Annotated in this window: 12 protein-coding genes and 2 tRNA genes; 9 read left to right on the top strand and 5 right to left on the bottom strand. The window is 53.0% G+C overall.

The window, feature by feature from the left end:
• Nucleotides 1-51: 51 nt before the first annotated feature.
• A complete protein-coding gene (gene mfd, locus NW211_RS08875; RefSeq protein WP_087407856.1) occupies nt 52-3,396 on the top strand; it encodes a transcription-repair coupling factor in 3,345 nt (1,114 codons plus the stop codon).
• Here mfd and NW211_RS08870 read toward each other — a convergent pair.
• Nucleotides 3,335-4,741, bottom strand: a complete 1,407-nt coding sequence (locus NW211_RS08870; protein ID WP_258327600.1) for a mechanosensitive ion channel family protein — start codon at nt 4,739-4,741, stop codon at nt 3,335-3,337. The two genes, mfd and NW211_RS08870, sit on opposite strands and share 62 nt — an antisense overlap.
• Before the next feature lie 125 nt (nt 4,742-4,866).
• The gene (locus NW211_RS08865) at nt 4,867-6,648 is read right to left on the bottom strand and encodes a glycoside hydrolase family 10 protein (protein ID WP_258327599.1); all 1,782 of its coding nucleotides are present in this window, start codon (nt 6,646-6,648) and stop codon (nt 4,867-4,869) included.
• A 576-nt stretch (nt 6,649-7,224) separates the two neighbouring features.
• Here NW211_RS08865 and ychF point away from each other — a divergent pair.
• A complete protein-coding gene (gene ychF, locus NW211_RS08860) occupies nt 7,225-8,328 on the top strand; it encodes a redox-regulated ATPase YchF (RefSeq protein ID WP_258327598.1) in 1,104 nt (367 codons plus the stop codon).
• A gap of 87 nt (nt 8,329-8,415) precedes the next feature.
• Here the strand turns inward: ychF and NW211_RS08855 are convergent, their stop codons facing one another.
• Nucleotides 8,416-10,092, bottom strand: a complete 1,677-nt coding sequence (locus NW211_RS08855) for a S41 family peptidase (protein WP_258327597.1) — start codon at nt 10,090-10,092, stop codon at nt 8,416-8,418.
• 34 nt (nt 10,093-10,126) lie between these two features.
• Nucleotides 10,127-11,119 carry an adenosine kinase gene (locus NW211_RS08850; RefSeq protein ID WP_241147795.1) on the bottom strand — a complete coding sequence of 331 codons (993 nt, stop codon included), beginning with the start codon at nt 11,117-11,119 and terminating at the stop codon, nt 10,127-10,129.
• Between the two features lie 85 nt (nt 11,120-11,204).
• Here NW211_RS08850 and NW211_RS08845 point away from each other — a divergent pair.
• The 4 genes from NW211_RS08845 to NW211_RS08830 all read left to right on the top strand — a co-directional run bounded on the left by NW211_RS08845 (nt 11,205) and on the right by NW211_RS08830 (nt 13,409).
• Nucleotides 11,205-11,281, top strand: a tRNA-Asn gene (locus NW211_RS08845).
• A gap of 19 nt (nt 11,282-11,300) precedes the next feature.
• A tRNA-Asn gene (locus tag NW211_RS08840) sits at nt 11,301-11,374 on the top strand.
• A gap of 179 nt (nt 11,375-11,553) precedes the next feature.
• On the top strand, nt 11,554-12,480 hold the full coding sequence (locus NW211_RS08835; protein WP_258327596.1) for a magnesium transporter CorA family protein: 927 nt from the start codon (nt 11,554-11,556) through the stop codon (nt 12,478-12,480).
• A 95-nt stretch (nt 12,481-12,575) separates the two neighbouring features.
• Nucleotides 12,576-13,409 carry an HAD family hydrolase gene (locus NW211_RS08830; protein WP_258327595.1) on the top strand — a complete coding sequence of 278 codons (834 nt, stop codon included), beginning with the start codon at nt 12,576-12,578 and terminating at the stop codon, nt 13,407-13,409.
• Nucleotides 13,410-13,509: 100 nt separating this feature from the next.
• Here the strand turns inward: NW211_RS08830 and NW211_RS08825 are convergent, their stop codons facing one another.
• Nucleotides 13,510-14,493: a DMT family transporter gene (locus tag NW211_RS08825; protein WP_258327594.1), complete on the bottom strand. Its 984-nt coding sequence runs from the start codon at nt 14,491-14,493 to the stop codon at nt 13,510-13,512.
• Between the two features lie 175 nt (nt 14,494-14,668).
• On the opposite strand from NW211_RS08825, the gene NW211_RS08820 reads away from it, so the two are divergent.
• The 3 genes from NW211_RS08820 (at nt 14,669) to NW211_RS08810 (ending at nt 17,457) form a co-directional block, all read left to right on the top strand.
• Nucleotides 14,669-15,526 (top strand): alpha/beta hydrolase, encoded by an 858-nt coding sequence (locus NW211_RS08820; protein WP_258327593.1) that lies wholly within the window; start codon nt 14,669-14,671, stop codon nt 15,524-15,526.
• A gap of 544 nt (nt 15,527-16,070) precedes the next feature.
• On the top strand, nt 16,071-17,069 hold the full coding sequence (locus NW211_RS08815) for a hypothetical protein (protein ID WP_258327592.1): 999 nt from the start codon (nt 16,071-16,073) through the stop codon (nt 17,067-17,069).
• Between the two features lie 4 nt (nt 17,070-17,073).
• The gene (locus NW211_RS08810) at nt 17,074-17,457 is read left to right on the top strand and encodes a hypothetical protein (protein WP_258327591.1); all 384 of its coding nucleotides are present in this window, start codon (nt 17,074-17,076) and stop codon (nt 17,455-17,457) included.
• The last annotated feature ends 5 nt before the right edge of the window (nt 17,458-17,462 follow it).

Here is a 17,462-nt window from a genome sequence, read left to right as displayed (position 1 = left end):
TAACGACGAATAATTGTGTAACTTTGTTTCCCGGTTTAGTAAACGATAAACATGGACATTCAAAGTTTTTCTGCACGCTTCAATACGTCGGCGAGGCGTGATGCGTTTTTATCGCTGGTCAAGGACTCCAAGAGAAAAAACATCTTCATTCAGGGACTCGAAGGCTCGGCCCCGGCTCTGCTCTTCTCCAACTTGCTGGAGAACAAGAAGCCGCACCTCATCATCGCCAACGACCTCGACGAAGCCGGCTACCTCTACAACGACCTGGTGCAGATCAACGGCAGCGACCGCATCCTGCTCTTCCCCTCGGGCTACAAGCGCGACATCAAGTACGGACAGCCCGACCCTCCCTCCGAAATCCTGCGGACCGAGGTGCTCAACCGGCTGAACCAGAAAGGCGACTCCCTGCTGGTAATCACCTATCCCGAGGCTCTTGCCGAGAAGGTGGTGCCGGTCGATACGCTGTCGGACCAGACGCTCCACATCGACAAAAAGAGCAAGTACGACATCGTGGCTCTGGCCGACAAGCTGCGCGAGCTGGGATTCAGCGAGGTCGACTATGTGTATGAGCCGGGGCAGTTTGCCGTGCGGGGCAGTATACTCGATGTCTTTTCGTTTACCAACGAGTTGCCCTACCGTATCGATTTCTTCGGGAAAGAGGTAGAGAGCATCCGCACCTTCGAGGTCGAGACGCAGCTCTCGACCGAACGGCTCGACGAGGTCTACATCGTCTCGAATGTCTGCGGGAAGGAGGCTTCAGGCATCTCGATGCTCGATTTCATCGACAAAAACGCCATTCTCGTATGCCACAACCTCTCGTGGGCACTCGACCGGATAGAGGCCGTCGCCTCGGAGTCGCTCTCGGAGCAGACCCTCATTGCCGAGGAGGGCGACCGCGACGCCATGAAGAAGATTATCGACCCTGCGGCCTTCCGCCAAAAGGCGCTGTCGTTCCGCCGCATCGACTACGGTACCTCGAGCGAGGCGAAGACGCCCGCCGTCATGCGGTTCGACTGCGCACCGCAAGGGGTCTACCACAAGAATTTCGACCTGGTGAGCCAGTCGTTCTCCCAATTCATCGAGAAAAAGTACACCATCTACATCCTCAGCGACAGCGAAAAACAGATCGAACGGCTCCAGGCCATCTTCGAGGAGCGGGGCGAATCGATTACCTTCACCCCCGTGCTGAAGACGCTGCACGAGGGGTTCGTCGACAACGATCTGAAGATGTGCTGCTTCACCGACCACCAGATATTCGACCGCTTCCACAAGTATACCCTCAAGAGCGAACACGCCCGCTCGGGCAAACTGGCCCTCTCGCTCAAGGAGCTCAACCAGATAGAGGTAGGCGACTACATCGTGCACGTCGACCACGGAATCGGCCGCTTCGGCGGACTCATCCGCACCGAAATCAACGGCAAGATGCAGGAGGTTATCAAGCTCACCTACCAGAACGACGACATCATCTTCGTGAGCATTCACGCCCTGCACAAGCTGGCCAAATACCGGGGGAAAGAGGGAGAGACGCCCCGCGTCAACAAGCTGGGCAGCGGCGCCTGGGAGCGCATGAAGGAGAAGACCAAGGGCAAGATGAAAGAGATTGCCCGCGACCTCATCAAGCTCTATGCCGCCCGCAAGCAGGAGAAGGGCTTCGCCTTTTCGCCCGACTCGTTCCTGCAACAGGAACTCGAGGCCTCGTTTATCTACGAAGATACCCCCGACCAGATAAAGTCGACCGCCGAGGTCAAGGCCGACATGGAGCGCGAACGGCCCATGGACCGGCTCATCTGCGGCGATGTGGGATTCGGCAAAACCGAGATTGCCATACGGGCCGCCTTCAAGGCCACCTGCGACAACAAGCAGGTGGCGGTACTCGTACCCACCACCGTGCTGGCCTTCCAGCACTACCAGACGTTTAAGGAGCGGCTCAAGGAGTTCCCCGTGCGGGTAGAGTATCTGAGCCGGGCCCGCAAGGCATCGGAGGTGAAAGCGATACTCAAAGACCTGGCCGACCGCAAAATCGACATCATCATCGGCACCCACAAGCTCATCGGAAAAGATGTGAAATTCAACGACCTGGGGCTGCTCATCATCGACGAGGAACAGAAGTTCGGCGTAGCCGTCAAGGAGAAACTCAAACAGATGAAGGTCAACGTCGACACCCTCACCATGTCGGCCACCCCTATCCCCCGCACCCTGCAGTTCTCGCTCATGGGGGCGCGCGACCTCTCGGTCATCACCACCCCGCCGGCCAACCGCTACCCCATACAGACCGAGGTACACGCCTTCAACGACGATATTATCAAGGAGGCCATCAACTTCGAGATGAGCCGCGGCGGACAGGTGTTCTTCGTCAACAACCGCATCCCGCAACTCTACGAACTCGAGAACACCATACACCGCCTGGTACCCGATGCCCGCGTGGTCATCGGCCATGGACAGATGCCGCCCGAGAAACTGGAGCAGGCCATCATCGACTTTGTCAACTACGACTACGACGTGCTGCTGGCCACCACCATCATCGAGTCGGGCATCGACATGCCCAACACCAACACCATCATCATCAACGATGCCCAGAACTTCGGGTTGAGCGAGCTACACCAACTCCGAGGCCGTGTGGGCCGCAGCAACCGCAAGGCCTTCTGCTACCTGCTCACCCCGCCCCGCCACACCTTCTCGGTCGATGCCCGCCGCCGGTTGCAGGCCATCGAGAGCTTCTCGGAGCTGGGCAGCGGCATACACATCGCCATGCAAGACCTCGACATCCGGGGGGCCGGCAACCTGCTGGGGGCCGAACAGAGCGGTTTCATCGCCGATTTGGGATATGAAACCTATCAAAAGATTCTGAAAGAGGCGGTCGACGAGTTGAAAAACGACGAGTTCAGCGACCTCTACTACGGTGCCGACTCCGACGCGAAACCCGAGGAGTTTGTCTCGGAGTGTACCATCGAGTCGGACCTCGAGGTACTCTTCCCGGCCGACTACGTGCCGCAGGAGTCGGAGCGCATCTCGCTCTACCAGGAGCTCGACAACATGGAACGCGAGACCGACATCCGCCAGTTCTGCGAACGGCTCGAAGACCGCTTCGGCCGCATCCCCCACGAAGCCATGGAGCTGATACGCATCGTGCGTCTGCGGCGGCTCGCCAAGCAGTTGGGTATCGAAAAGGTGGGGCTGAAACAGGGGCAGATGTACCTCTACTTTGTCTCCGACGAACACGTGGCCTACTACCAGTCGGCCGCTTTCGGCCGCATACTGGCCTACCTGCAAAAGAACCCGCGCCAATGCAAACTGCGCGAGATAAAGGGTCGCCGTTCGCTGGCCATCAAGGATATTACTTCGGTGGAGTCGGCGGTTGCGGTGCTTGAGGAGGTGCTGCAGACCGATCCGGTTTAGCCGCCGTCGAACCGGCCGCACGCATCGTACCAAAAGGTATTCCCCACATCTCGTCGGGGTGATGCCCGGCCGTAATCAAGGCGGCATTGATGTAGTCGCGGCTCGAGGGATTCTGGAAAGGATAGAGCCCGAAGGTAGGCATGATGGCCATGTAGTGCTCGAAAATCTCCGATTGAATCGACTCGTAGCTGGCCCAATCGGTGTTGGTCGAGAAGCAATAGAGCTGCAACGGCAGGCCGTTGTCGGTCGGGTCGAGGGCCCGCACCATCAGGAGCATCTGGCTGCCGATGAACTTGTGCTGTTGCAGATAGAGGGTCATGTAGGCCCGGAAGAGACCCAGGTTGGTCTCGATGGTTCCGTTTACCAGCCCCTCGCTATTCTGGGTATTCTCGACGATGCCCCGCTGCTGCTGAGCCTCCTTTTTCTCGATGAAATCGCGTAAAATCGCCACCTCTTCCTTTATCTTTTCCAGGAACTCGGGCGTACAGAATTTCACCGTGCTGATGTCGATGGTCAACGAGCGCATGATGCGCCGTCCTCCCGCATCGGTCATGCCCCGCCAGTTCTGCACCTCGCCCGACACCAGCGAATAGGGCGGCAAGGTCACGATTGTGTTGTCGAAGTTCTGCACCTTCACTGTGTCGAGCGACACGTCGATGACGATGCCGTTCACACTGCCGCCCGGCACCACAATCCAGTCGCCGTTGCGAATCATGTCGTTTTGCGAGAGTTGTACCCCGGCCACAAAGCCCAGAATACTGTCTTTGAACACCAGCATCAGCACCGCGGCAAAAGCACCCAGTCCCGTAATGAGCGCCATGGGCGACCGCTCGATGAGAATCGAGACCGACACGATTACCCAGAAACCGGCCAACAGCCCCCGAATAATCTGAATCATCCCCTTCATGGGACGGTTGCGCAGGGCCGTACGGCTCGAATAGATTTCCCAAAAGACCGACAGTTGCGTATTGAGGGAGAAGACAATCACCCCCAACACATAAATCCAGCAGAGTTTCTCGATAAGTTTCAGGAAGGCCGGCGTGCCGTGAAAGGCAAACGGCAACAGCGACAGGATGACCAACGGCGGAATGATGTGCGTCAGTCGGGTAAAGAGGTGCGCCTTGACCAGCCCCTTCATCAAACTGCCGCCCCGATAGCGGGCCACGAGGTGAATCCCGTAAATCACGATGGCCCGCAGAATGCGGCCCACCACAATCGCAATGACAAAGACCAGCAGACTGTACACAATCTGGTCCCACACCGGCGAAGGCTCGCCGGTGAACCGCTGCAACAAATCCGACACCCAGGCCATGAGCCGGTCGGCTATCTCGTACGCTTTATTCATCGTTTCCGTTTTTTTCTTCTAAAAACGCCGCATCGGCTCGTAGGGTTCACCCCACCCTCACACAAAAAAAGGAGCTTCTCCCCAAAAACGAGAGAAGCTCCATCTTCATAAAAAACTAAAAGCAACTACCGAACGACTACTTTGTAGCCATTGACTATGTAGAGCCCGGCAGGAAGGGTAATCTCGGTTGTGCCCCGCTCGACCTCGGCCTCGCGCACCAGTTGCCCGGTAACGGCATAGACCTGCACGGTCGTCGCCTCGGGAGCCGATACGCACACGACACCTTGCGCCCCATACACGGCCAGCGATTCGGCCCGGCCGGTCTGTATGCCCGAAGGGGTCTTCACATAGGGCTCCGACTCGTTGCCGGCGGCATCGATAGCCGTCACCACAAAGTAGTAGCCCGACTGCGTGCACGACGACACGTCGGCACTCGTCTCCCAGGTAATCTGCTGCAGATAGGTCGACTTTTCATACGTGGCAGGACTGTTGACCACCCGGCTGGGCACATAATAGAGGGCATAGCGTATGGTCTCGTCGGCCCCGGGTGCCTGCCACGAAAGGGTGTTGCCCGAGAGGGTTATATCGGTAATCCGGGGGAGCGTTTGGGGGGTCTTCCACGACATGAGCGGAGTCAGGGCGGGCTGGGTAAACTTCTCCTCGGCCAGATAGTCGGCCAGACCATAGCTGAAGAACTGGGTCGTGTTGAAGAAGACATGGCCCGGAGCCCCCAGCAGGTCGGTCGACCGGTTCATGTCCACCTCGAAACCGCACTCTTCGGTCCCCTGAGCAGCCGTAGCGGCTACCGAACGCTCGACCATCGAGAGGTTGTCGTATTCGCTCTCGGTGATGCGAAGCCGTTGCAGGATGCTGCGGCGTTGCGGAGCGCTCTGTGGCATGGTCGAGATGCGCATGCTCGAGTAGAAGTGGCGCCCCATCACCTCGGCCACTCCGGCCCACCAGGGCACCAGCGTCTTGTAGCCCCAGGCCCGGGTGTTGAAGATGGGCCAGTAGCATTGCGGCGAGATGTAGTCGATGCTCTTGGCCTTCAGCCAGGCCACCCCGTCGCAATAGAGTTGCGAATAGGCGCTCGTGCCGCCGCTCGTGTTCAGGTAGTCGATGCCGTAGGCGTTGGCCACGCTCTGCGGACCGCCCCAGATACCGAAGGGCCCAATACCGAATTTCACGGTAGGCTTCGTCGCCTGAATCATACTGTATATGTCGGCCATCAAGGTGTTTACATTCTCGCGACGCCAGTCGCCCACATCCTTGCCGGCCGGTTTGTAGAGGCTCTGCGAATAGGCATCCTGGTTGGTAGTTCCCTCGTAGGGATAGAAATAGTCGTCGAAGATAACGCCGTCGACGTTGTAGTGGGTGATAATATCCTCGATGACATCGACCAGATAGGCGGTCACTTCGGGATTGCCCGGGTCGAGGATATAGCTCGACGAATACTCGAGCAACCACTCGGGGTGATTCTTGCGGATGGGGTCATCGGCCCCGTGCATGTTCTTCACGCTCTCGTAGCGGTAGGGATTGATCCAGGCATGCAGCTCCATGCCCCGCTTGTGTGCCTCGTCGATAGCAAATGCCAGCGGGTCGTAGCCGGGATCCTTGCCTCGCGTGCCGGTGAGGTATTGCGACCACGGCTCGTAGGCCGACTGATACAGCGCATCGCACATGGGGCGCACCTGCATGTAGACGGCATTCATGCGGGCCGCCTGCATGCCGTCGAGTATCTCGACCAGTGCAGCCTGCTGCTGTGCGGCCGTCTGAGTCGATTTGGGCCAGTCGATATTGCTTACCGAGGCCAGCCACGTAGCCCGTAATTCTCGTTTGGGCGATTCGGCCACGGCCGAGAATAAGAAAACCGTAGCCAACAGGATGAGGAGCAGATGTTTTTTCATGTTATTTTCAGCAGATTGGTGTGCAGGACAAAAATACACCGAAAGCGAGAGATTCATTCACTCTGTTTTACTAAAATAAAATAAATAACATTTAAAATACATTTACACGCTCTACCCTGCCATCCCATCTACCACACGATGAAAGAGCGAAATAAGCCAAAGATTCCTTATCTTTGTAGAAGATAGGATGCGGCTCGACATAGCCAAATTTGAAAACATGGTTTTCATTTGTCTCTGCACTCTCCTTTCACTATCTTTGTAGAAGATAGGATGCGGCTCGACATAGCCAAACTTGAAAACATGGTTTTCATTTGTCTCTGCACTCTCCTTTCACTATCTTTGTAGAAGATAGGATGCGACTCGACATAACCAAACTTGAAAAACAAGTTTTCCCGTTTGTCTTTGCTCTCACCTTTCACTATCTTTGCAGGGACTGCCCGAACAGGTCTGCAACAAGAGGGAGAGCAACGCCCCTAAGAGCTTCGATAGCTTGCAGTAAATCAGACGATTGTCCACTCATCAGCCTGTTCAATGCCAGTCTTTAGGCACGAATTATAAACAAAACGACACAATAGAATGAGTTTACAATGTGGTATAGTCGGGCTGCCCAACGTGGGCAAATCGACTCTTTTCAACAGTTTGTCCAATGCCAAAGCGCAATCGGCAAACTTTCCGTTCTGCACCATCGAGCCCAATGTGGGAGTGATTACCGTTCCTGACGAGCGGTTGAACAAACTGGCCGAACTGGTTCATCCCCAGCGCATCGTCCCCACGACGGTCGAGATTGTCGACATCGCCGGCCTGGTGAAAGGGGCCAGTAAAGGTGAGGGTCTGGGTAACAAGTTCCTCGCCAACATTCGCGAGACCGATGCCATTCTGCACGTGCTCCGCTGCTTCGACGACGACAACATCACACACGTCGACGGCTCGGTAAACCCCGTAAGAGACAAGGAAATTATCGACTTTGAGCTGCAACTCAAAGACTTGGAGACCATCGAATCGCGCATTGCCAAGGTGCAGAAACAGGCACAGACCGGCGGTGACAAGGCGGCCAAAATCGCCTACGAAGTGCTGAGCCGCTACAAAGAGGCTCTCGAGCAGGGCAAACCGGCCCGCACGGTCACCTTCGAGACCAAAGACGAGCAGAAGATTGCCCACGACCTCTTCCTGCTCACCAACAAGCCGGTAATGTACATCTGCAACGTCGACGACGCCAGCGCCGTATCGGGCAACAAATATGTCGATATGGTACGCGAAGCCGTCAAGGACGAGCATGCCCAGATACTGATTGTAGCCGCCAAGACCGAATCGGAGATTGCCGAATTCGAAACCTACGAAGAGCGGCAGATGTTCCTCAACGAAATCGGCCTCAAGGAGTCGGGCGTATCTCGCCTCATCCGCGCCGCCTACAGCCTGCTCAACCTCGAGACCTACTTCACCGCCGGACCGCAAGAGGTGCGTGCCTGGACCTACCTGAAGGGGAGCAAGGCTCCGCAGTGTGCCGGCATCATCCACACCGACTTCGAGAAGGGCTTCATCCGGGCCGAAGTCATCAAGTATGACGACTACATCACCCTCGGGTCGGAAAACGCCTGCAAAGAGGCTGGAAAGATGTATATCGAAGGCAAGGATTATGTGGTGCAGGACGGCGACATCATGCACTTCCGCTTCAACGTGTAAGCTGCGTTGATTATCTACATACAACAAAGGCGATGAAATTCGATTTCATCGCCTTTGTTGTATCCGGTATACAGGACTCGGGAGAGCTCAATGCTTCCCGGTGAGGTTCAAAATCTGGCCATAGCGAGCCTTGTCGTTGAGTATCGAGCAAGCCTCGGTCAAATCCTTGTCGTCCTTGATCGACTCGATGATTTCGCCCTTCTGGTGGTAATATCGCTTCACGATTTCAATCGAGAGCAACTGGCTTATCTCGTCGCGGAAAGTCTCCAGGTCGCGGTCCAGGTCGTGATTCAGACTGGCTTCCAGCGCCTCGAACTGCTTCTGGGTCTTCTCGTCGAAGTAGCCCTCGAACTTGGCTACCTCCTTCAAGTCGGAGAGGATGCGTTCGCTCTGCTTGTCGTATTTGAAATTCTTCGACTTCACGAAGGCCTTAAACTCGTTATAGACCGAGTCGGGCAATACGAACTCCTTGGCGGGGGCAATCGTATCGTGACGGGCGGCGTATTGGTTGGCAAAGTCGAAGAAATAGAAATCGCGCATCAGGTAGTAGCCGATGTTGCCCCGACGCTCGACCGAAGTCTCTACATCGGGCTTGATGCCGCCACCGTCGCGCACAATGCGGCCGTGAGCCGTCTTGAACTCGTGCGTGAGACTGTCGGGGATACGGGCCACGCTGCCGTCGGGGTTGCGGTGCGAATAGTCGATAGCCTGGATAAGGCGGCCGCTGGGGATATAGTAGCGGGCAATCGTCACCTTGAGCATGCCATTATAGGGCAATGGACGGGTAGACTGTACCAGCCCTTTGCCATACGAACGCGAGCCCACGATTACGGCCCGGTCGAGGTCTTGCAGCGAACCGGCTACAATCTCCGACGACGAGGCGGTACCGCCATCGATCAGTACGGCCAGCGGTATCTTTTCATCGACCGGCTCTTGGGTGGTCTTGTAGATCTTGTCCATCTTCTTGTTGCGTCCCCGGGTCGAGAGCACCTCTACCCCTTTGGGAACAAACAGGTTGACAATCTGCACGGCCTGCTCGAGTATACCGCCGCCGTTGCCTCGCAGGTCGAGCACCAGCGAGGTGATGCCCCGACGCTTCAGCTCTTGCAGGGCCCGTTTCACCTCATCGGCGGCCGAGTCGGTAAAACTGCTCAGGTAGATGTAGCCCACACTGTCGCATACCACATCGTAGTAGGGTACGGCGGGCATCTGTATCTTTTTGCGGGTCAGGTCGAAGGAGAGAAGCCCCTCGACACCCGGCCGCTCTACGGTCACCTTCAACTTGGTATTGGCCGGACCTTTCAGCCGTTCGCTCACCTTCGAGCTGCTCCAGCCGGCCACCGAATCGTTGTTAATCATCACAATCTTGTCGCCCGGGCGCAGACCGGCCAATTGGGCAGGCATCCCTTCGTAGGGTTCCGATATGTAGACCGCCTTGTCGCGCTCCATAATGAGCGAACCTATGCCGGCATACTCGCCGGTGGTAGAGAAGAAGAAATCGTCCTTCTCCTTCTCGGGGATATATTCGGTATAGGGGTCGAGCCGGCCCAACATGGCATTCACCCCGTCGCCAATCGCCTTTTCGGCATTGATGGTATCGACATAAAAGAGGTTCAACTCCTTGAACAGTGCATTGAATATATCGAGATTACGCGAAACTTCGAAATCCCTCCGATCCGATTTTCCGGCCGGTGCCGCACTCACGCTCCCTGCCACGAGGGTCAGCGCACAGGCGATTCCTAAAACCAAATGTATTTTTCTCATCACTCTCTGTTTTGTCTTAGCTTTACGAAGATAGTCAATGCGACCGGTCCCCGGCAATCAAGGCGGCCACTTTTAACTTTATTTCATCCCATATCTCATCGCTCATCTTGGTACCGATTACCTTGATGACCCGGCCGGCCAACAACGAACCTATCTCGCCGCAAACATGCAGCGAGCAGTGTTGCGACAGGCCGTAGAGGAAACCCGAAGCATAGAGATCGCCGGCCCCGGTAGAATCGATGCGTACCTCGGGCGTAGCCGGTACCTCGACAATGCTATCGCCGCAACCAACGAACGACCCCTGCGCACCGCACTTGACCACCGCAATCCTGCAGCAGCGGGCCAGTGTCTCGACAGCTTGCCGCGGCTCCTCGCCCGTATAGGCCATAGCCTCCTCTTCGTTGGCAAAAAGGATGTCGACATAGTTCTCGACCAAAGTACGGATGATGGCGTAATTCTCTTTCACGACATTGTAGCTCGCCATATCGAACGAGACCTGCAACCCCAGCTCCTTGGCCAGTTGCACGGCCCGCAGAATGAGGGCTTCGTCCTGTACCAGATAGCCCTCGATGTGAAGCAGGTCGTACCCGGCAAACATCTCGGGGGTAAGCTCGTCGGCACTCAGCGTAGAGGCGGCACCCAGAAACGTACCGAACGTACGTTCGCCGTCGGGGGTAATCAGGGTCATGGCACACCCCGAAGCCTGGTCACTCTCAATCAACGAAGTTTTCACCCCGTTACGCTCCATATCTTCACGGAAGAAACGCCCATAGGCATCGCGCCCGATCTTGCCGATGAAACCACCCGACACACCCATACGGGTCACACCCGATACGGCATTGGCAGCCGAGCCACCCGAAGCCAACGTGGTTTCCAGCCCTTCGAAGACCGCCATGATTTTCAACAGACGCTCCTCGTCAATCAGTTGCATACCCCCTTTCAAAAGGCCCATCTCCTCGAAACACGAGTCGGAATGCAAACGTGCCAGCACATCGGTCAGTGCGTTTCCCAATCCTACTATCCTCATTTGCGGAAAAATTTTTTTTGCAAATATATTGCATAATTGGAAATAACCCATTACTTTTGCATCGCATTTTTAAGGAATGACATCTTCTTCAGTAGCTCAGTCGGTTAGAGCATCTGACTGTTAATCAGAGGGTCGTTGGTTCAAGTCCAACCTGAAGAGCCAAACATTTTGAAACACCTATTCTTCAGTAGCTCAGTCGGTTAGAGCATCTGACTGTTAATCAGAGGGTCGTTGGTTCAAGTCCAACCTGAAGAGCTTCCGGAGAGTTCGTTCACAAGACGAACTCTTTTTTTCACCCCAAAAACAATGAATTATGGACGATTCAAACCCGCGAGCGAACAATAGTATTCACCTCTCCCTGGAGAGCAAGTAAGGTTTGAAGGTCAAATTTTGCGGGCTCCTCTTGGGATACAAAACAAGAAAGGAGCAACGCGATGAGAAAATATCTCTTTTGTGAAGCCGGTTTCGTAGAGAAACCCAATTGGCTGCCCAACTGCTGGGTAAACGTAGAGTGCCCCACGCAAGACGATTTCGATTTCCTGGAAAACGATTTGAAGGTACCCGCTTCGTTTTTACACGACATCGCCGATACCGACGAACGGCCGCGTATCGACAACGAAGGCAACTGGCTGTTGACCATCCTGCGTATACCTATTGTCGAACGCAACAGCACCATCTCCTACACCACCGTGCCCATCGGCATCATCACCAACAACGAGATTCTCGTTTCGGTCTGCTACCGCTCGACCGACATGATTCCCGATTTCATCGAGCATACCCGCCGCAAGGAGATTGCGGTGCCCAACAAATACGAGTTCATTCTGCGGCTCATCTACTCGTCGGCCGTGTGGTACCTCAAGTACCTGAAACAGATTTACAACGAGGTGAGCTCGGCCGAAAAGGAGCTGCAACGGAGCATCCGCAACGAAGACCTGCTGCGACTGATGAACCTGCAGAAGTGCCTCGTCTACTTCAACACCTCGATTCGAGGCAACGAAATGATGATCAGCAAACTGCCCAAGATTTTCCACGAAAAGGACTATCAGAACCCCGAACTGCTCGACGACGTGATGATCGAACTGCGGCAGGCCCACAACATGGTGAATATTTACAGCGACATCCTCACCGGCACGATGGATGCCTTTGCCTCCATCATCTCGAACAACGTGAACACCATCATGAAACGCATGACCAGCCTCTCGATTGTGCTCATGGTGCCCACGCTCATCGCCAGCTTCTACGGCATGAACGTCGACATTCACATCGAGCAGATACCGCACGCCTTCTCGCTGATCGTCTTCTTCTCGATACTGTTGTCGGCCCTGGCATTCATTATCTTCCGGAAAATCAAGTGGTTCTGACCGGTATTCCCGACGGGTGGACGGTGTAATCCCCTCCCCCGTCACCCCCTGTTCAACAACCGTCACCCCGCTGTGACCGATATACCTGCACGACGATGAAAACCCAAACGCTCTACATCACCGACCTGGACGGGACTCTGCTCAACGGCAACTCCGTGGTTTCGCCCCGCTCTACCCAGATTATCAACGACCTGCTGCACAAGGGCATGCGATTCACCGTGGCTACGGCCCGCACACCGGCTACGGTAGTCCCGCTGCTGCAACAGCTCGACCTCGATATTCCGGCCGTGCTCATGAACGGGGCCGTGCTCTACGACATCCGTCGCAAACACTATATCCGGGCCAACGGATTCACCGACAACTCGGCCCTCAACTACATCGACCTGCTCGAGAAGCGCGACCTGGTGCCCTTTGTCTATCGCATCGACAACAACAAGCTGCACGTCTTCCACAAACCGCTGTCCAACGAGATGCAGCGCGAATTCAAACGTCAGCGCGAGAATACACCCTACAAGGATTTCGTACCCGTCGACCGCTACGCCGAGCCGCTGCTCGACCGGCCGCCGCTCTTCATCCTGGTCATCGACCGGTTCGACCGCCTCGAGACCGCAGCCGCCGAGATAGGCCGGGCCGGACAATGCAGCATCTTCTGCTACCGCGACATCGTAGACCCCAGCTACGGCAACCTCGAAATCTACCCGCAGGGGGTCTCCAAGGCATCGACCGCCCAGCAGATTGTCGACCACCTCAACCCCTGGGAGGTGGTGGCCTTCGGCGACAACCTCAACGACCTGCCCCTCTTCCGCATGGCCGACCGGCGATATGCTCCCGAGAACGCCATGGACGAGGTGAAACGGCAGGCCACCGCCATCATCCCCGACAACAACCACGACGGCGTGGCCCGTTTCCTCTACGACGACTATCTCTAAACCCGCTCCGTTACAGATAAAATACAGATAGTTTACAGATAAAACATAAGCCGTAAGAGACTCACTCTCACGGCTTATATGTATATACTCTTTTAAAGTCCTACTTTTGCTTATCCACAGCGTCGCCACCGTGGGTAGCCGCCCCTTCACGAGCTGCTTTCTCAGCCAGCTCGGCATCGAGTTGGGCCCTCGACTTACTGGTCGTTACCACATATACGCCCAGGAATACCAGCAGAATGGCAAAGCCCTTCATCACGTCGAAGCTGTCCATGCCCCACCAGATGGCCAGCAACGAGGCCACGATAGGCTGCGTGTAGTTGTACATGCTCACAATCGTCGGGCGCAACCGCTTCTGCCCCACCGAAACCAGCATGTACGACAGGAAGGTGGCCCCGAATATGACAAAGAATAAGTCGAGATAAATGGTGCTGTCGAGCTGGGCAAAGGGAATGCGCATCACCTCCGACCCGCCGATAGGCAGACAGCAGATGGTCGCAAACAGAAACATCCACTTCATCAAAGTCACGGGCGTATAGCGGCTGATAAGCCCCTTGAATGCCACATAGTAAATGGCGAAGCTCACCTCGGCAATGAGGCAGAAGAGGTCGCCCATCACCCGGCCGCCCGACAAACTGCCGCCCGACGCACTGCCGGCGCCATCCAGAATCAGAATCAGAGCCCCCGTGAGACCCATGAATACACCGATTACCTTCTTGCCCGTCATCGGCTCCTTCTGAATGAAAGCAGCCAGAATCATCGTAATGATAGGCGTCAGCGAGGCCACCACCGACGCATCGATAGGCGTCGTATAGGAGAGTCCCACCACAAAAAATCCCTGATTCAGAGTAATTCCAAACAGGGAGGCCGCAAACAGTAACAGTAAATCGCGCTTGGTCACCGACTCGCGCGGCATGAACAGAGAGGCTATCCAGAAGAAGGCAGCCGCCCCCACCATACGCATGTTGGTCAACGAAAAAGCCGATATGACACCCGTTAAAAAAATCGATTTAGAAATAGGCGACATGATTCCCCACAGGAAGTTCGCCGTAAACATGGCCGAATGGCCCTTCAATTTCTCTTTCATTTCCCACTAATTTGGGCGCAAAAGTACAAAAAGTACAAATTGTTTCGTCACGAAATTCTCCACACGACACATATTTTTTCTCGAGCCACTCCACCATCCGGCCTATCCGATTATCTTTGCAGCCGTTAACTTGTGCAGCACCTGCACACGACACATACACGCAAAAACCAGACCCATGAAACTCAACCGGCTCATCACACTCCTGCTTGTTGCTACCCTCTTCGCCACCGCCTCATACGGCCAAACCCAAACGCCCATCGACATCGCCCTGTGGCCCAACGGCGCCACCGAAAAGAATGCCGACGAGGGAAAACCCTGCGACGAAAACCAACAGATATTCCAGCCCTCGATACGGGTATTTCTTCCCGAAGGCCGACGCACGGGACGTGCCGTGGTCATCTGCCCCGGAGGGGGCTACTACACCCTGGCCTACGGCCACGAAGGTTACGACTACGCCTCCTACTTTAACCACCAGGGCATCGCCCTCATCGTCTTGAAATACCGCATGCCGCACGGTAACCACCGGGTGCCCTTGTCGGACGTGTGCGAAGCCATGCGCGTGGTCAAGGCTCATGCCGGTGAATGGGGCATCAGTCCCGACGACATCGGCATCATGGGCTTCTCGGCGGGAGGTCATCTGGCCTCGACCTTTGCCACCCACTACCCCACCGAACTGAAACCGGCCTTCCAGATACTCTTCTACCCCGTTATCTCAATGGATTCGGCCATCACCCACCAAGGCTCTCGCGAGAACCTCATCGGCAAAGAGCCCGACCACCAACTGATCGACTACTACTCCAACGAAAAGCAGGTGAACAACGAGACACCCCGCGCCTTCATTGCCCTGTCGGACAACGACTATGGGGTACCCGTCGAAAACAGTATCCGCTACTACATGGCGCTGCACCAGCATCGGGTACCGGCCTCGCTGCACATCTACCCCACCGGCGGACACGGCTGGGGCTACAACGAATCGTTCCGCTTCAAACAGGCCGTTCACGCCGAACTGGCCGACTGGCTGCGGTCGTTCTGAGGGAGGGGGAGAGAAGACAGAATCCAACAAAAAAGAGGCTGCAACCCTGCGGTTACAGCCTCTTCGATCTTGTACCCAGAGTCACGAATACTACACATGAAAAAATTCTATACCATACTGGGATCCTCTAAAGAATTGACTAAAGTTCTTATAATCAGGAAGAATCTCTAAAATGTAGCAGTAGAATTTATTTGGAGCAACAATAAAATAGACAGTTACAACAGGAATAAAAGAAGAATAGAGAAATTAATATGTAACTTGATAGTTTACGACTCTATTCTCCCGATTATCAATTAAATTGTATATCTTTGTCAGTGGATTGAGGAAACTCCTTCCAAGGCATATTAGAAGAAGCGTTATGCTTATCTTGTACTTGAAAACGTAGGAAATTTTCAATCTGAATACAAGGATAGCATAGTGGTTCTCACGAATATAGCGTGAGCTGCTATTGTTACATCTGTATTCAGGGTTTCCTACGACCTTCAAGTAAGAGTGTGGCATGCGGTTCACGCTTTCTTGTTTTATCAATAGTATAAATGAGCATATGAAGAAAAGTGTTTTCAAGATTTTAATTGGCGCATTATTGATTGGAGTTATTGTGCTGTTTTTGGGCTGGCAATATTATTCATTGAAAAAAAATGAATATAAGCAACAACTTGAACGTGTTATTGATGATAAATATCTGGAGGGCAAAAACTCTATAGGCGCGTTCTATTACTATGATAATAGCCTACATGAAGATTCAATAAGAATAGAAAAAGTATCTAGTTTTAATTTTGATAAACTTTCGTGGATGACAGTGTCCAAGGTTTCATTTTTTGGTGGTTTACGTTTTAATCATACCGATATTATAACAAAAATGTTAACCTGTGGTGAATATAAATGGTTTGAGTTTGAGAACTGTGCAACAACATATAGTCCTTTTATGATTATTGTTAAAAAGACAGATTATGGATATGATATCATTGGAGAATACATATTAGGAATTGGTCTAAAACATTCATATCCAGATCATTTAATAACTAAAACATCTTATAAGACAAATTTAGGTAAACTCTCTAATTACGAAGATTTTATTATGCATAATTATAAAATCAAAACTAATATGATAGACTCATATATTAATAACCTATTTGAAGAAAAATATAAGGATATAACAATACGTAATGAAATTACTCAAGAAAATAATGGATTAAAAAGGAATATTAAATTAGATATGCTTGAAGACTTGGTCATGAAAGGAGCTTGCCCTGCTGATTCCAGTCTATTCTTTAGAGTTAATAAATATTTTGAGCTTAAGTTTGACGATAATTTCACAGCAATGGGAAGCAATCCAATTATTTGGCAAACAGGAACATATGGGAGTTATAGTCAAACGATTTTTACCCAAACTGTTACAATGCATTATTCTATTCAAGAAAATAAAGGAGTATTAGAATTAGAGTATAAAAAGAAAATCATAATTGCCTTACTTCTTGTAGAGGTCATTTATTCCCTTGTATTAATTGTAAGCTATAGGATTAAACGACTAAAACTCAAATAAATCAATGAAGAAGATATTTTTATTATTAACAAATTTTATTATCTATACCCATGGTATTGCACAATGTTATGATGAAAAAAGAACCTATGATGTTATTGGATTGGCAAAAGGGAACGAAATAAGTGAATGCCTAATCAAAGGGTTACCTTTCTTATTAATAGGCTTATTTTTACTTTGTTATAATATTAAATATTCCCAAATAGCCAAGAAAGAAAATAAAGAAGAAAAAGGAAGTTGGTCGGGATGTTTAAGTTTAATATTGATTGGTATAGCTGTATTAATAATGCTACCATTATTAGCATGGATTGAGGCTATTCTTGTTAGCATTATTAGTATATTAGCCGTATTAGGAATCATTATTCTTATTTGGGGATGGATTAAAAAGTGATTAAT

Source organism: Barnesiella sp. ET7, assembly GCF_024733785.1.
Lineage (GTDB): Bacteria > Bacteroidota > Bacteroidia > Bacteroidales > Barnesiellaceae > Barnesiella > Barnesiella merdigallinarum.
Note: the sequence above shows the minus strand (reverse complement) of the source record. Positions and strands in the feature narration are given on the sequence as shown.

Bases quoted from the DNA above. Each gene is read 5' to 3' on its own strand.
- NW211_RS08810 (WP_258327591.1), top strand. From the start codon at position 17,074: ATGAAGAAGATATTTTTATTATTAACAAATTTTATTATCTATACCCAT.
- NW211_RS08835 (WP_258327596.1), top strand. From the start codon at position 11,554: ATGAGAAAATATCTCTTTTGTGAAGCCGGTTTCGTAGAGAAACCCAAT.
- NW211_RS08870 (WP_258327600.1), bottom strand. From the start codon at position 4,741: ATGAATAAAGCGTACGAGATAGCCGACCGGCTCATGGCCTGGGTGTCG.
- ychF (WP_258327598.1), top strand. From the start codon at position 7,225: ATGAGTTTACAATGTGGTATAGTCGGGCTGCCCAACGTGGGCAAATCG.
- NW211_RS08830 (WP_258327595.1), top strand. From the start codon at position 12,576: ATGAAAACCCAAACGCTCTACATCACCGACCTGGACGGGACTCTGCTC.
- NW211_RS08865 (WP_258327599.1), bottom strand. From the start codon at position 6,648: ATGAAAAAACATCTGCTCCTCATCCTGTTGGCTACGGTTTTCTTATTC.
- NW211_RS08850 (WP_241147795.1), bottom strand. From the start codon at position 11,119: ATGAGGATAGTAGGATTGGGAAACGCACTGACCGATGTGCTGGCACGT.
- NW211_RS08855 (WP_258327597.1), bottom strand. From the start codon at position 10,092: ATGAGAAAAATACATTTGGTTTTAGGAATCGCCTGTGCGCTGACCCTC.
- NW211_RS08815 (WP_258327592.1), top strand. From the start codon at position 16,071: ATGAAGAAAAGTGTTTTCAAGATTTTAATTGGCGCATTATTGATTGGA.
- NW211_RS08820 (WP_258327593.1), top strand. From the start codon at position 14,669: ATGAAACTCAACCGGCTCATCACACTCCTGCTTGTTGCTACCCTCTTC.
- NW211_RS08825 (WP_258327594.1), bottom strand. From the start codon at position 14,493: ATGAAAGAGAAATTGAAGGGCCATTCGGCCATGTTTACGGCGAACTTC.
- mfd (WP_087407856.1), top strand. From the start codon at position 52: ATGGACATTCAAAGTTTTTCTGCACGCTTCAATACGTCGGCGAGGCGT.